Origin of the sequence: Plantactinospora sp. CA-294935, from assembly GCF_050936445.1 — a bacterium.
GTDB lineage: Bacteria > Actinomycetota > Actinomycetes > Mycobacteriales > Micromonosporaceae > Plantactinospora.
Genome location: NZ_JBNJMU010000001.1, coordinates 9585897 through 9599291, shown reverse-complemented (window position 1 = coordinate 9599291; position 13395 = coordinate 9585897). Strand labels below are relative to the sequence as shown.

Here is a 13395-nt window from a genome sequence, read left to right as displayed (position 1 = left end):
GTACGCGCTGGTGGTCACCGCTGCTACGCCGGCGCGCACTGGGGTCGGCCCGCACGCCGGCCCCATCTTGGTTGTTCTGCCTGCCGGCGCGGCGTCCGGGCGTGGATGATCGGCGCGTAAACGAATCGATCCCGGCGGCGCGATGGGCACCGGCTGGGCGGGGCAGAGACCGCCGTCGTCGATCTCCGCCCGCGCGCCTGACCGTCACGCCGATACGTGCGCCACGCCCGGCCGTCCGCTCTGCACGTAGACGCTGGCCCGGGTCGAGACCGGGGCGTCCGGGGCGTTGACGAACGGCACCACCCGGTAGTCGGTGCGCATCTCGTGCCGGCCCAGGTGGCACACCTGGTATCCGCGCTGCGAGTTGTGGAACCGCATGTGCGGGTTCTCGGCCAGCCAGGTCACGCCGAGCGCGTCCATGTCGGTCCCGTTGCCGCCGGAGCTGATCGAGGTGCCGAGGAACTCGGTACCGATCGTGCGCGAGTTCGGGTCGGCGAAGTTCAACTTCAAATCGGCGGCCACGCTGCGGTGCGCGTCGCCGGTGACGATCAGGAAGTTGTCGACCCGCCGCCGCACCACACCGTCGAAGAGCCGCTGCCGTGCGGCGGCGTACCCGTCCCAGGTGTCCATGCCGAACCTCTCGGCCGGGCCCGCCTCGTGGTCGGCCTCCATCGCGAAGATCTGGTTGCCGAGCACGTTCCACCGGGCGGTGGAGGCGTTCAGTCCGGCCAGCAGCCACGCCTCCTGCCTGGCGCCGAGCATCTGCCGGTTCGGGTCCCACCGCAGCGACGGGTCGGTGAGCTGCTGGTCCCGGAACCGCCGGGTGTCGAGCACGTCGAGCTGCAACAGGTCGCCGAACCGCAGACGCCGGTAGACCTGCATCTCCGGGCCACGGGGCATCGACGACCTGCGCAGCGGCAGGTTCTCGTAGTACGCCTGGTAGGCGGCGGCCCGGCGGAGCCGGAACACGGCCGGGTCCTGGTCCGGCTCGGTGTCCGGCTGCGAGTGGTCGCCGGCCCAGTTGTTCTCCACGTCGTGGTCGTCCGGGGCCACCACCCAGGGCGCGGACGCGTGCGCCGCCTGCAACGCCGGGTCGAGCTTGTACTGGGCGTACCGGATCCGGTAGTCGGTCAGCGAGAACGTCTCGGCGGCCGGCAGGTGGGCGCGGCCGATCGAGCCGGCGCCGCCGCCCTCGTAGATGTAGTCGCCGAGGTGGACGACCAGGTCCAGCTCCTCCCGGGCCAGGTGCGCGAACGCGGTGAAGTAGCCGTCGGGGTACGCCTGGCAGCTCGCGAACGCGAAGCTCATCGCGCGCAGCGCCGTCCTGGGCGCGGGCGCGGTACGGGTCCGTCCCACCGGGCTGACCTGGTCGGCGATCCGGAACCGGTACCAGTACACCCGGTCCGGCCGCAGGCCGTGCACCTCGGCGTGCACCGAGTGCGCCCAGTCCGGGGCGGCCCGTTCGACTCCGCGACGCACCACCCGGCGGAACCCCTCGTCCTCCGCCACCTCCCAGCGCACCTGCACGGTGCGGCCGGGCATCCCGCCGAGCCCGTCGAGGGCGAGCGGGTCCGGCGCCAGCCGGGTCCAGAGCACGACGCCGTCCGGCGTCGGGTCGCCGGACGCGACGCCGAGCGTGAAGACGTACCCCGGCAGGGTGAGCCGGTCGTTCGTGTCGGCGGACGTCGCCGAGGCGGGCTCGGCGGCCAGCACCGCCGCGCCGGCGGCGACACCGCCGAGGGCGAGGAAGGAACGACGGGGCAGTGTCAGCGGGGACTGCGACATGGGTGGGGTGCCTCCACAGGAGCGGTCGGTGTTGCCGTTGATCTCGCAACATCCCAACTTTTCGACGTGACACCCGCCGGAACTCACGATGAACAGCGCGAACAGTCCACCGAGGCCCGGTGCGGCGTGACCTGCCGGACGGGTCAGTTCCGGTCGGCGTGTCGCGACGGGTCGGCCCGGACGACCGGGTCGGTCAGGGCTGCGGTGGGGCTGCGGCGTCCCGGACGGTGAGCGGATGTGCGTCGACGAGTTCTTCGGGTGCGGAGAGGCACCAGGCCTCGTAGACCAGTTCGGCGAGTTCGTCCGCGTCGATCCGGGGCAGGTGCACCACGACCCAGCCGAAGCCGCCGGAGGTGAACTGCACCTCGAAGACGTCCGGCCGCTCTGCGACCAGCGCCGCCTGCTCGGAGAGCGTCTGCTTCAGCCCTACCGTCCTGGTACGGGGCCAGTGGTAGCCGAAGCGCCTGCCCCGGACGCTGAACGAGGTGTAGTCGCCCGCCTGGGCCCCCTCGGCCTCGGCGAGCCTGTCCACCATCCGCAGGAACTGCGCACCCGCTACCGCCACGTCGAACATTCTCGCCTACCCGTCGGTGCGGCGGAGAAGCGCTGTCGTCCACACGACGGTATGTGCTCTTACATTAGTGTGTGCCACACGGTATCGTGGTGGTCATGCCGGACGACGAGCTTCTCTCGACGCACCTGCAGGAGCTGCGACGGGGCACCGTCGTGCTTGCCTGCCTGCTGATCCTCAAGAAGCCCAACTACGGCTACGCCCTGCTGGAACTGCTCGGCCGGCGCGGGTTCGCCGTCGACGCCAACACGCTCTATCCGCTGCTGCGCCGCCTGGAGAAGCAGGGGCTGCTGACCAGCGACTGGAACACCGAGGAGTCCAGGCCGCGCAAGTTCTACCGCACCAGCGGCGAGGGCCTCGACATCGCCGAACTGCTGAGCCAGGACTGGGAAACGCTGGACGCCGCCTTCCGCACCCTGAGAGATGAGCTATGACCACGACCGCTCCCGGCACCCTCACCGACCGCTACCTGGCGGCGGCCCTCGGGCGACTGCCCGGGCGGCAACGCGCCGACGTCGAACGGGAACTGCGTACCTCGATCGCCGACGCGATCGACGAGCGGCGCGAGTCCGGGGCCGACCCGGCCGAGGCGGAGATCGCGGTCCTCACCGAACTCGGCGACCCGGCCCGGCTGGCCGCCGGGTACGCGGACCGCCCGCCGTACCTGATCGGGCCCGGGCTGTTCGGGGACTACACCCGGCTGCTACGGATCCTGCTCGCCACCGTGCTGCCGGCCTCCGTGGTGGGCGTGGCGCTGCTCCGGACGGTCCAGGGCGACACCGTCGCCGGCGTGCTCGGCACCGCCGCCGGGACGGCGGCCACCGTCGCGGTCCACATCGCCTTCTGGACCACGCTGGCCTTCGCGGTCGTGGAGCGCGTCGCCCACCGGCGGCACGCGGCCGGCTGGCGGGCCGGCCGGTGGACCCCCGCCGCGCTGCCGGAGCCACCCAGCCGCCGCAGCCGGTACGCCGAGCTGATCAGCGAGACCGCGGCGCTGGTCCTCTTCAGCAGCCTCGTCCTGCTGTCACCGGTGCTGAGCACCCAGCGGGACGCCGCCGATCGGCCCGTCGGAATCCTCTCGCCGTGGCTGTGGGAGACCGGAGTCGTGTACGCCTTCCTCGCGGTCGCGGTCCTCAGCCTCGGCTTCGCGTACGCGAAGTACTACCTGCGGTGGAACCTTGCCCTGGGCATCACCGGATCCCTGGTCAACCTCGCCACCCCGGCCATGTTGATCTGGCTGGCCGGTACCGACCGGGTGCTCAGTCCCGCCTTTGTCGCCGCGGCCGGCTGGTCGACCGGCGTATCCGGGTGGATCAACACCGGCCTCGTCGTGCTGGCCGTCCTCACCATCCTGCACACCATCGGCGAGGCCGCCGGCCAGGCCCGCCGCCGCTGACCGCCCGCACCGCACACCCTCCACCGCACCGCCCGACCCGGTACGCCGTCGTCAGCACCGTCGACGCGGGTACCCGCAGCCTGCCCGCAGACCCCTCAGACGACCGGGGAGAGACCGTGAAGGCGATCATCCACGACGAGTACGGCCCGCCCAGCGTGCTGCGCTACGGCGACGTCGACATGCCGAAAGTCGGCGAGCACGAGGTGCTGGTCCGGGTCCGCGCGGCCTCGGTCAACCACGGTGACCGAGTCTGGTTGCGCGGTCTTCCCCGCGCCGCCCGCCTCGCGACCGGGCTGCGGCGTCCGAACCGGACGGTGCTGGGCCGGGCCATCTCCGGGACCGTCCAGGCGGTCGGGCCGGGGGTGACCCGGCTCGCGCTCGGCGACGCCGTCTTCGGGGAGGTGAACCAGCGCGGGTTCGCCGAGTACGCGGCGGTCGCCGCGGATCGGCTGGCCCGGCGGCCCGCCGGGGTGACCGACGAGCAGGCCGCGACGCTGCCCGTGGCGGCCACCACCGCGCTACAGGCGATGCGCCGGGCCGGCCTGCGAGCGGGTCAGTCCGTGCTGGTCAACGGCGCCTCCGGTGGGGTGGGCACCTTCACGGTGCAACTGGCGAAGCGGCGGGGGGCGACGGTGACCGCCGTCTGTAGCACCCGCAACGTCGAGCTGGTCCGCTCGCTCGGTGCCGACCGGGTGATCGACTACACCCGGCAGGACGTCACCCGGGGGTCGGACCGGTTCGACGCCGTCATCGACCTCGCGGGCGGCCAGCGCCTCTCCGCCATCCGCCGGCTGCTCACCCCGACCGGGTCGTACGTCTGCTCGACCGGCTCCGGGGGCCCGCTGCTGGGTCCGCTGCCACTGCTCGTCACCGTCCTGGCGACCGCACCGTTCGTACGCCAGCGGTTGCGCGTACTGACCGCGACGACCAGGGTGGACGACCTGGACCAGCTCGCCCGGCTCGTCGCGGCGGGGGAGATCACGCCGATGATCGAGCGGACGTACCCGCTGCACGAGACCGCCGAGGCGATCTCGCTCGTCGAGACCGTGCACGCCCGCGGCAAGATCGTGTTGACCGTGTGACCCGTGCGGTGGTGGCACCGGGACGGGTGGCGCCACCGTCGCCGACAAACTTCTCAGCCGTGCCGCCCCGTCACCGGCGGCGGGCAGGCGCTGACGGCACGGGTGTGACCTGCGAAGATCGCGGAACGGTCCGGCCGACCCGGGCCCGGCCCCGTGCGTCAGGTCATCGCCGAGTGTGGCCGGCCGGTAGCTCTGGCCAAGACCCAATGGCATGCTTGGCGTCGGGAAGCAACCCGGAGGTGTGGGGTGAGCGGATCAGCACAGCCGGACGGACCCGGCGACGGCCCGATGGCCGTACGGATCCTTGTCGGAGCCCAACTACGACGACTGCGCGAGGAACGGGGACTGACCAGGGCGGAAGCGGGCGAGCCGATTCGCGCCTCGGAGTCGAAGATCAGCCGGATGGAGCTGGGCCGGGTCGGCTTCAAGGAGCGCGACGTACTGGACCTGCTGTCGCTCTACGGTGTGCACGACGAGCAGGAGCGGGCGACGCTGCTGGCACGGGTCCGCGAGGCCAACACGTCGAGCTGGTGGCATCCGTACGCCGACGTCACGCCGAACTGGTTCCAGCGGTACCTGGGACTGGAGGCGACGGCGACACTGATCCGGACCTACGAGGTCCAGTTCGTCCCGGGGCTGCTCCAGACCGAGCAGTACGCCCGGGCGGTGGTGCGGCTCGGCCACGGCTCCGCCCGGGAGGAGGAGGTCGCCCGCCGGGTACGGCTGCGGATGGACCGGCAGCAGGTGCTCAGCCGTCCCGATCCGCCGATGCTGTGGGCGGTGGTGGACGAGGCCGCGCTGCGCCGCCCGGTCGGTGGCCGGCAGGTGATGCGCGACCAGATCGAGGCGCTGATCGGCATCGTCACGAAGATGCCGAACGTGAAGCTGCAGGTAATCCCGCTCGCCGCCGGTGGGCACGCCGCGGCCGGCGGCGCCTTCACCATCCTGCGTTTCCCCCAGCAGGATCTGGCCGACCTGGTCTACATCGAACAGTTGACCAGCGCGCTCTACCTCGACAAGCGCGAGGACGTCGACTGCTACTTCGAGGCGGTGAACCGGCTGTTCGTCGAGGCCGCGCCGCTCAAGGACACCTTCCAGATCCTGGACCGGATCATCCGCGACCTCGACGAGGCACCCCGGTGACCGGAGTTGTCCCGGCCCGCCACCCGATCGATCGGCCGACCGGAGGGTTGTGTTCGTGACCGAGGAGATTTCCAGGTCCGGCGAGAAACCGGCGGCCAAGCCGGAGCTCGACGCCAACGTTCCGCAGACGGCTCGGGTGTGGAACTACTGGCTCGGCGGCAAGGACAACTACGCCGTCGACCGGGCCCTCGGCGACGAGATCGCCGAGGCGTTTCCGATCATCGTCGAGATCGCCCGCGCCGACCGCGCCGTACTCAACCGGGTGGTGCGGTACCTCGCCGGCGAGGCGGGGGTCCGGCAGTTCCTGGACGTCGGCACCGGGCTGCCCACCGCCAACAACACGCACGAGGTGGCCCAGGCGGTGGCCCCGCGATCCCGCATCGTCTACGTCGACTACGACCCGCTCGTACTCGTGCACGCCCGGGCCCTGCTGACCAGCGGGCCGGAGGGCGCCACGGACTACATCGACGCCGACATCCGCGACACCGGGACGATCCTGCGGGAGGCGGGTCGTACCCTCGACCTCACCCGGCCGGTCGCGCTCATCCTCTCCGGGATCCTGGCCCACCTGCCCACCGTCGAGGAGGCGCGGGCGGTCGTACGCCGGCTGATGGACGCCCTGCCCAGCGGCAGTTATCTGGTGGCCGTGGACGGCGCCGACACCAATCCGGAACTCAACGACGTGATGAAGATCTGGAACCAGTCGGCCAACCCGCCGTACGCGATGCGTACCCCGGAGGAGATCGCCAGCTACTTCGACGGTCTGGAGTTGGTGGCGCCGGGTCTGGTGGACGTCACCCGTTGGCGGCCCGATCCGAGCCCCGCCGGCCCGCCGCGACCGCTGGACAATCTGGTCGGCGTCGGCCGCAAGCCCTGACCGCCCGGATTGTGGCGGCACCCGGTGCCGCGCCCACACCTCGCGGCCCCCGCCACCTCGTCATCGGCCACAAGGCCCGCTGACCGAGCCGGCGTCCGACGCTGATCCCCGCGAACCGGACCGCTATTACCCGGTCGTGACAATGCGCGGACCGGCCCCGGACATGGCGCTGGCACCTTCGCTCGGGTGAGTTCCGAGCCTGTCCGGCCAGCCCGGCCGGGTGCCGTCCCGTCGGCGTCCCGGGAGCGCTGGGCCGACGTCGCCAAGGGCGCCTGCATCGTCCTCGTGGTGCTCTGGCACGTCATCGTCAAGCACTATCTGCGCATCGAGTGGCATCTCGGCGTACCGCTGCCCGGGGTGTGGGGGACGCTGGGCGAGCAGTTGCTGCCGTTGCGGATGCCGCTGTTCTTCGCCATCTCCGGGCTCTTCGCGGCGAACGCCGTGCACCGGCCGTGGCGCCAGGTCACCCGGGCCCGGACAGCCAGGTTCCTCTACCTGTACGCCGGGTGGTTGCTGATCCACACCGCGCTGCTCGCCGCCGCACCGGACTTCCCGACCGATCGGGCCAGCTCGGTCCCCGACCTGCTGACCGAACTCACCGTCACCCCGTCCAACCTCTGGTATCTCTACGCCCTCGCGCTCTATTTCGCGATCGCCAAGCTGGCCCGCCGGCTCCCCGCGCCGGTGCTGCTCGCCGCCGCGGCCGGCCTCTCCGCAGCCAGCACGGCGGGACTGCTCGCCACCCCGGGCAACCGGGGCGGCGTCTACCAGAACCTGGTGTTCTTCCTCGGCGGCCTGCACCTGCGGGCGTACCTGTCGGGTTGGATCGCCGCCGCGACCCGGCGCCGCCTGCTGCTCACCGCCGCCGGCTACCTGGCCGGGCTGGCCGGCATGGCCTGGGCCGGCGCGCAGAGCTGGCCCGGGGTGTGGCTGCTGGTCTCGGCCGCGGCGGTGGCCTTCGGCCTCACCGCCGCCGCGAGGCTGGCCCGGTGGCGCCGCGTCGCCGACCCGCTCGCCGCCCTCGGCCGGCGGACCCTGCCGGTGTACGTCCTGCACCTGCCACTGCTCGCGCTCGCCGACCGGGCACTGCTCGGCCCGCTCTCCGGGCTGGGACGGTCCGGGCAGCTCGCGGTGGCGCTGGGCTATCCCGTCCTGCTCACCGCGGCCCTGCTCGCCCTGACCCTGGCGCTGCACCGAGGACTGCTGGCCCTGGGTGCCCGCTGGCTGTTCGACCTGCCGGCGCGACGCCACGTCGGCCGTCGGCGGCGCCGTTGGCCCCGGTGGCGGAACGCCGGGGCGGCGGGTCGGACCACGGCTCCGGCCGGCCTGCCGGCCGGTCGGGCCGCCGAGGACGACGGCGGCACCGGCGACGGCACGGCGGTGTCGGACCCGGCGGGGCGGCTGGTGCACGTCGTACCGCCGGGGCGGCGCGGATGAGCGCGCTGGCGGCCGATCGTCGGGGCGGATCGCCATCGACCAGTGCGTCGTCGATGCCGGCGACCTGCCCGTGGCGATCGGCGACCCGGTCGTCGTCCTTCAGCCCGGCCCCGGAAACGCGCCTGACCGGCGGCGCGCGCGTTGCCGGCCGGGTCTGTGCGGCGGCTACGGCCGGTACACCCCTGCCCGGCCAACCGGCGGCGAACGGCCGGGACGGCGATCCGGCGGAGCCGGTGGTGAACGAGGTCAACGGTGCGGTGATGCGCCGGGCCGAGGGTCAGCGGCCGGAGATGGTGGATGTCGGCAGTGACGATCCCGTGGCGGCAGGTGCGGTGATGCGCCGGGCCGAGATTCAGTGGCCGGAGGTGGTGGCCCGGGGTACGGCACGGTCGAGGCCGGGCGGCGGGCACCAGACGGGACCGGGGGAGTCCTGGCCCGCACCGTCGGACGCGGTCGGGCATTCCGACGGGCCGCAGCCGCGCGACCCCCGGCTCCCGTCCGGACCGGTCAGGGTGACCAGGGTGCGGTCCGTCGGCCTGCCGTCCGGAAGGGCGTACCGGACGGTGCAGACGATCTGGTCGACCGCGGTCGCCGACAGCGTCGTCACGTCGGTACCGAGCTTCACCGTCGTACCGGACGGGTCGGACGCCGTCACCGTGGCCGGCGCGGCGTCCGACGGGATCTCGGTGGTGTAGCCCTGCTCCCGCTCCGTCGGGTCCGGGCCGGCCAGCAGCAGCGCCAGCGCGCCGTCGACCGAACCCGGCGGGGTGGACGGACGCAGCACCAGCGTGACGCGGTGCTCCGCCACGAAGAAGAGGCCGACCCCCTGGGCCGGTCCCGGCGGGGCGGGTCCGCCGGTGATGACCTCGGTCGGCCGGACGCCGCAGCCGGCGGCGAGCACCGTCAGCAGCGCGACGGCGGCGAGCGGTACCCGGCACCATCCCCGACCTCCGCGTCGCGTCCGCCGGATCCCGGTCACCGATCTCCCCCAACGGGTCCGGGCCGGCCCTCGGCGGGCGGCGCCGGGTCGACGCAACGGCGCGGCAGCCGGAGCGTGAACACCGCGCCGCCGGCCGGATCGTTTCCGGCCACCAGACTGCCCCGGTCCGCGCCGGCCCGGTGCAGCCGGGCGTTCTCCCAGGCGATGGCGAGGCCGAGACCGCTGCCCTCGGAGCGGGTCCGGGCGCTGTCCGCCTTGTAGAAGCGGTCGAAGACGTGCGGCAGCACCAGCGGGTCCAGGCCCGGGCCATGATCGCCGACCGACAGGACGATCCAGTCCGGCTCGGCGCCCAGCCGTAGCGACACCGGCGGGGCGCCGTGCCGGAGCGCGTTGCCGACCAGGTTCGCCAGGATCACGTCCAACCGGCGAGGGTCGAGCCGGGCCAGTACGCCCGGCGGCAGGTCGGTCACCACCCGCTCGGTCCAGCCCCGGGCACGCAGCGTCGCCCGTACCGCCGCGGCCACGTCGATCTCGTCGAGGGCGAGTGCCGCGGCGCCGCTGTCGAACCTGCTCACCTCGATCAGGTCGTCGACCAGCCGGGTCAGGCTCTGCGTCTCCTGACTGACCAGCCGGGCGGCCCGTCCGGCGTCGCCGGGTAGATGGGGCGCCTCCTCGTCCAGTACGTCGGTGACCGCCGTCATCGCGGCCAGTGGCGTACGCAGTTCGTGCGAGACGTCGGCCACGAAGCGCCGGGCGTCGGCCTCCATCCGGCGCAACTCGCCGACCTGCCGTTCCAGCCGCTCGGCGGTGTGGTTGAAGGTACGCCCGACGCGAGCGAGCTCGTCGGAACCGCGTACGGCCAGCCGGGTGCTCAGGTCACCCTCACCGAGCCGGCGGGCCGCCTGGTCGAGGTCCCGGACCGGCCGCAGCACACCCCGGGCGGCGAGCAGTGCCAGCAGCACGGCGAGGGCCAGCGACAGCCCACCCGTCAGCCATGTCGACATCGCGAGCCGGTCGATGCTGCCCTGCTCGGCCTGGAGGCTGTGCAGGCGGTAGATCTCCAAATTGGACGGTCGCGACGCACCGTCCGGCTGGCTGACCATCAGTTGGGTCCCGATCACCAGGTACGGGAAGCCCTGCGCGGCCTGCCGCTGCCAGACGACCCGGCCGTCACGCACCGCCGTGCGCAGCTCCGGCGAGAGTACGGCGGAGACCTGGTCGTGCCGGGAGCTGTGCCCCTGGTACGCGGCGATCGCGGTGTCGTCGCGGTCGGACAGCTCGGCGGCGATCGCGTCGAGGTCGGCCTGGCTCGGTGGCAGGCTTCGGATCGGGGCGAGCTGGGCGATCTGCTCCGTCAGCGTGACGACGGCCGCGTCCTGGGCCTGTTGCAGGATGACGTCCCGGGCCTGGACGTAGCTGGCCCCGGCCACCACCGCCGTGGTGGTCAGGCCGAGCGAGGCGAAGGCGAGCAGGAGCCGGACCCGCAAACCCGCCGACCACCGGAGCCGCACCACCGGTTCCGGTCGCATCACGAACCCTGAGCGCGCCGGGAATCCCGGCTGCGCCGGGAATCCCGAACGCGCCGGGGAGCCTGGTGGCGGCACGGTTGACGGCGGTGCCGCCGGGCGCGGCTCACAGCGGGCCGAACCGGTAGCCGAAGCCGCGGACGGTCTGCACGTAGACCGGGGCGGCCGAGTCGTCCTCGATCTTCGCCCGCAACCGCTGCACGCAGGCGTCGACCAGCCGCGAGTCGCCGAGATAGCCGTGCTCCCAGACCGCCTCCAGCAGTTGCTGCCGGCTCAGCACCCGACCCGGCGTGCCGGAGAGTTCGAGCAGCAGGCGCAGCTCGGTCGGGGCGAGACCGATCGGCACTCCGGCCTTGCTGACCACCAGCGCCGACCGGTCGATGGTCAGTGCGCCGTACCGCGCCACCGCCGGCTCCGGACCGGACCGCCGGGACTCGCCGCCGGTCCGGCGCAGCACCGCGCGGATCCGGGCCTCCAGTACCCGGGCCTGCACCGGCTTGACCACGTAGTCGTCGGCGCCGGCCTCCAGTCCGGCCACCACGTCGATGTCGTCGTTCCGGGCGGTGAGCATGATGATCGGCAGGTCGCCGGCCGACCGGATGCGGCGGCACACCTCGAAGCCGTCCATCCCGGGCAGCATGAGGTCGAGGACGACGACGTCGGCGCTGTCCGTACGCAGCCGGGCCAGCCCCTGCTCGCCGGTTGCCACGGCGTCCACGGTGTGACCCTGGCGGGTCAGGGCCAGTTGGAGGCCGTCGCGCACCGTCTGGTGGTCCTCGATCAACAGCACCCGAGACATGTCACCAACTATCGCATTCCCGCCGAAGTTGCTCTGTCGATCATGAGGCGTGGGATGGAATCACACCTTCGCTGCCGCGCCGTCCGGTTTCCGAACCCGGCCAACGTCCCGGCGTCGTACCGGTCGGCGTCCAACCGGCGGGCCCCGGGATCGTGTCGTGGCCGGGCAACTCGCCGTCCCCGGGGCCCGCCGATCCGGACCGGCCGGCGGCTCGGGCGGGACCGACGAAATCCACCGAACGCACCAGGACCAGGACGGTGGCGACGACCAGGACGACGAACCCGCTTCCGGCCGCGATCGCGACGAAGAATCCGCCGACGCCGTCGGACGCGGCGTACGGGGTGAGCGACGGGGCGAACACCAGCAGCCCCAGCAGTGGCACCCCGCCGAGCAGCCCGAGCGGCCCGAGCAGCCCGAGCGGCCCGAACCCGACGGCGGCCGGACCGACCCGGGTAGCCCCGCCGGTCCGGGCCAGCGCGGCGGCGGCCAGGCAGAACAGCGCCGCCGCCAGCAGTACGCCGCCGAGGACGTCACTGAACCGGTGCCAACCAGCGATCATCGTGGCCGCGGCGACCGTGCAGACTCCCACCGCACCCGGAACGGCGCACCACGGGCGGGCCGGTGCGGGGAGCACGAGCAGGACGGCGAGCAGCAGCGCCATCGCCGCCGCGACGTGGCCGCTGGGAAAACTGTTGTGCGTCGTCGAGGTGACCACCCCGAGATCCGGCCGCAGGATCACCTGCTTGGCGCCGCTCGCGGCGATCACCGCGGCACCGACCAGGCCGACGCCGACCATCCCCGCCCAGGGCCGCCGCCCCAGCACACCGAGCAGCAGTACGACCACCAGCAGCAGACCCAGCACGGCCGGATCGCCGAACCAGGCCAGTACGCTGCCGGCCGGCTCGACCAGGTCGGTCGGCTGCTCGTACCCGCCGCCCCGCTCGGCCCGGGGCAGCAGCCTCCCGTCGAGGGACTGGCCCGCGCCGGTGCCGACGAATCCGACGGCGGTCAGCGCGAACGCGAGCAGGTATCCGAGCCCGGCGCGGCGCAGCCGGCGGGCCGGTTCTCGGTCGGCGGGTACCGGCCGGCGGTCGGGCCGCCCCGGGGATCGGAGCGGTGTCGTGGACGGGTACGGCGATACCGGATGCACCAGCAAAGAATGGCGCGCCGGGGTCCGGAAACCGTGCGGGTCATGTCATGGTTCTGTCACGGCCGCCGGCGTCCGGCTGCCGCGGCGCCCCCGACGACAGCGGGCCGTGTCGCCACCTCCCCGCCCAGGTCGGGGGCGCCGGGCCGCTACCAGCAGCTCCCGCAGACCGGCCGGGGTCCCCAGTCCGCCGAGACGAGTCGGATCATGCGGTCGACCAGCGGGTCGGCGGTGTCCAGCGACCGCACGTCGAGTTGGTGGTCCAGCAGGTCCCACACCACCCGGACGCACTCGACCCGGACCAGGTAGTCGGTGACCACGCAGATCGCGAAGTCCACCCGCCCGGTCGGCACCTTCTTCCGGTCCGAGAACGGGCTGACCCCGGCCGGCGCGTACGGCCGCAGGTGCGACCCGTACACGAGGCCGACCGAGAATCCGGGCTCGTAGATGCCGTACCCGAACGCCGCGCCCGCCTTCTCCTCGACGCAGTCGAGCTGCCCCGCGAGGGTGAGGAAGTCACCCTCCTTGGTCCCGTCCACCGTCGCCACCTCGATGGTGCCGGAGGTGCAGTCGATCCGCTCCCAGACCGGCTCGGCGGCCATCGCCGGGCCGGCGGTCAACGAGGTCAGCACAGCGGCGGCCAGCGCCGCGACCAGGCGTCTTCTCATGGGACCTCTTTCAACCCGGACAGC

13 protein-coding genes are annotated in these 13395 nt (G+C 73.1%); 6 read left to right on the top strand and 7 right to left on the bottom strand.

Annotation, left to right across the window (positions count from 1 at the left end; all coding sequences use genetic code 11):
* Positions 1 to 204: 204 nt before the first annotated feature.
* Both ACQEVC_RS41580 and ACQEVC_RS41575 read right to left on the bottom strand, forming a co-directional pair.
* Positions 205 to 1785: an alkaline phosphatase D family protein gene (locus ACQEVC_RS41580; RefSeq protein ID WP_432889431.1), complete on the bottom strand. Its 1581-nt coding sequence runs from the start codon at positions 1783 to 1785 to the stop codon at positions 205 to 207.
* A 193-nt stretch (positions 1786 to 1978) separates the two neighbouring features.
* Positions 1979 to 2350, bottom strand: coding sequence for an MmcQ/YjbR family DNA-binding protein (locus ACQEVC_RS41575; protein ID WP_432889428.1), 372 nt, complete (start codon positions 2348 to 2350; stop codon positions 1979 to 1981).
* Between the two features lie 104 nt (positions 2351 to 2454).
* On the opposite strand from ACQEVC_RS41575, the gene ACQEVC_RS41570 reads away from it, so the two are divergent.
* The 6 genes from ACQEVC_RS41570 (at position 2455) to ACQEVC_RS41545 (ending at position 8291) form a co-directional block, all read left to right on the top strand.
* Positions 2455 to 2790, top strand: a complete 336-nt coding sequence (locus ACQEVC_RS41570; RefSeq protein ID WP_432889426.1) for a PadR family transcriptional regulator — start codon at positions 2455 to 2457, stop codon at positions 2788 to 2790.
* Entirely contained in the window at positions 2787 to 3752 is a 966-nt protein-coding gene (locus tag ACQEVC_RS41565) for a permease prefix domain 1-containing protein (protein WP_432889423.1), read from the top strand. The genes ACQEVC_RS41570 and ACQEVC_RS41565 overlap by 4 nt, the downstream gene beginning before the upstream one ends.
* A gap of 116 nt (positions 3753 to 3868) precedes the next feature.
* On the top strand, positions 3869 to 4834 hold the full coding sequence (locus ACQEVC_RS41560; protein ID WP_432889420.1) for an NAD(P)-dependent alcohol dehydrogenase: 966 nt from the start codon (positions 3869 to 3871) through the stop codon (positions 4832 to 4834).
* Positions 4835 to 5122: 288 nt separating this feature from the next.
* Positions 5123 to 5977, top strand: coding sequence for a helix-turn-helix domain-containing protein (locus ACQEVC_RS41555; protein WP_432892013.1), 855 nt, complete (start codon positions 5123 to 5125; stop codon positions 5975 to 5977).
* A 55-nt stretch (positions 5978 to 6032) separates the two neighbouring features.
* Positions 6033 to 6854, top strand: coding sequence for an SAM-dependent methyltransferase (locus ACQEVC_RS41550; RefSeq protein WP_432889417.1), 822 nt, complete (start codon positions 6033 to 6035; stop codon positions 6852 to 6854).
* Between the two features lie 186 nt (positions 6855 to 7040).
* Positions 7041 to 8291 carry an acyltransferase family protein gene (locus tag ACQEVC_RS41545; RefSeq protein WP_432889414.1) on the top strand — a complete coding sequence of 417 codons (1251 nt, stop codon included), beginning with the start codon at positions 7041 to 7043 and terminating at the stop codon, positions 8289 to 8291.
* A 352-nt stretch (positions 8292 to 8643) separates the two neighbouring features.
* Here ACQEVC_RS41545 and ACQEVC_RS41540 read toward each other — a convergent pair whose 3' ends face one another.
* The 5 genes from ACQEVC_RS41540 to ACQEVC_RS41520 all read right to left on the bottom strand — a co-directional run bounded on the left by ACQEVC_RS41540 (position 8644) and on the right by ACQEVC_RS41520 (position 13371).
* Positions 8644 to 9270 carry a hypothetical protein gene (locus ACQEVC_RS41540; protein WP_432889412.1) on the bottom strand — a complete coding sequence of 209 codons (627 nt, stop codon included), beginning with the start codon at positions 9268 to 9270 and terminating at the stop codon, positions 8644 to 8646.
* A complete protein-coding gene (locus ACQEVC_RS41535) occupies positions 9267 to 10760 on the bottom strand; it encodes an ATP-binding protein (RefSeq protein WP_432889410.1) in 1494 nt (497 codons plus the stop codon). Before ACQEVC_RS41535 ends, ACQEVC_RS41540 begins: the two co-directional genes overlap by 4 nt.
* A 103-nt stretch (positions 10761 to 10863) precedes the next feature.
* Positions 10864 to 11556, bottom strand: coding sequence for a response regulator (locus ACQEVC_RS41530; protein ID WP_432889408.1), 693 nt, complete (start codon positions 11554 to 11556; stop codon positions 10864 to 10866).
* Positions 11557 to 11596: 40 nt separating this feature from the next.
* Complete coding sequence (locus tag ACQEVC_RS41525; RefSeq protein ID WP_432889406.1) at positions 11597 to 12706, bottom strand: phosphatase PAP2 family protein; 1110 nt, start codon at positions 12704 to 12706, stop codon at positions 11597 to 11599.
* A 146-nt stretch (positions 12707 to 12852) separates the two neighbouring features.
* Positions 12853 to 13371, bottom strand: coding sequence for a hypothetical protein (locus tag ACQEVC_RS41520; RefSeq protein WP_432889404.1), 519 nt, complete (start codon positions 13369 to 13371; stop codon positions 12853 to 12855).
* Between the last annotated feature and the right edge of the window lie 24 nt (positions 13372 to 13395).